1 protein-coding gene is annotated in these 1202 nt (G+C 57.8%); it reads right to left on the reverse strand.

Annotation, left to right across the window (positions count from 1 at the left end):
* Positions 1-10: 10 nt before the first annotated feature.
* On the reverse strand, positions 11-997 hold the full coding sequence (locus ACMWL8_RS25080) for an IS110 family transposase (RefSeq protein ID WP_045261369.1): 987 nt from the start codon (positions 995-997) through the stop codon (positions 11-13).
* Between the last annotated feature and the right edge of the window lie 205 nt (positions 998-1202).

The raw sequence follows: 1202 nt of genomic DNA on the forward strand, positions 1-1202 counted from the left end.
GTAGATACTGTTATGCCATGCAAGCATTTTCCTGATGCAACGTGGCATCGAACGGGCGTCCTGATTTCAGGACGCCATACGCCACCTGCGCCAGCTTACGCATCATCGCTCCGATTATCAGCTTCGCTCCCTTACCGTTCTTTTCCAGACGCGCCCTGAACCCTTTTCCCCACTCCGTTTTGTACAGCGCCACCATCGCGGGCATATACAGCGCCCTGCGAAGCGAGACATGGCCAGCCTTACTCATCCTGCTTGCCCTGTTTACGCTGCTGCCGGATTCATGCTGCCGCGGTGTCAGCCCTGCGAACGCCGCGAACTGCCGCGCCTGCCCGAACCTGTCCTTCAGCCCCACATACGCCAGCAGCACCGCCGACGTCTTTTCACCGATACCCGGTATGCTGTCCAGCAGTTTTCGCCGGTGCTTCAGGTCCGGGTCGTCATCCGTCAGGTCTTTTATCTGTTTCTCCAGCCGCTTCAGCTCCGCTTCCAGCCACAGAAGGTGTGCATCAATGCTCGGCATCTGCACGTCCCGCGCCGTCTCACGGCGGTTCAGCTCCTGCGTGTGCATGTCCGTCAGGGACTGATGCCGCAGCACCAGCCCCCGCAACGCGCGCTCCACCGGATGCGGTGCCTCCCAGGCTGCCGGACGCTTCTGCCGGCAGAACTCTGCCAGCATACGGGCATCCACGGCATCGGTTTTACTGCGCAGGCCTTCGCTCTGCGCAAAGGCTTTACCCAGAGTCGGGTTGATGATGGATACGGTGAAACCGGCATCACTGAGAGACGCCGCAGCATCTTCCATATAGGTGCTGGTCGCTTCCATGCAGACATGTGCCGGAGCCACATTATGGTTGCGGAGCCAGTTGAGCAGCTCCTCGTGACCTTTAGGGGTGTTAGTAAACTTTTTGCTGCGGTGACGGCCATCAGGTCGCAACACATCGACATCCAGCTTAGCTTTGGAGACATCGATACCAATAAAGTGAAGTTCCTGTTCCATAGTGAAACCAACCTTGTGAATGCGGATTACCGGGAAAACCGGTCCATGATACTGTCCGGTTTGTCACTTGTGGAGAAGGGGCAGTCCACTGCAGGGATCTACAACACAGGCTCGTGGCCTAAGGCCGGGTACGGCATGTGGACTGCCTGACAGAAAGAACTGGCCGGTTCTTTCTGTACGGGAGGATAATACAAGGCCGGGTAAG

The organism is Enterobacter sp. 04-C-12-SI-ECC (assembly GCF_047530715.1).
Taxonomy (GTDB): Bacteria; Pseudomonadota; Gammaproteobacteria; order Enterobacterales; family Enterobacteriaceae; genus Enterobacter; species Enterobacter bugandensis.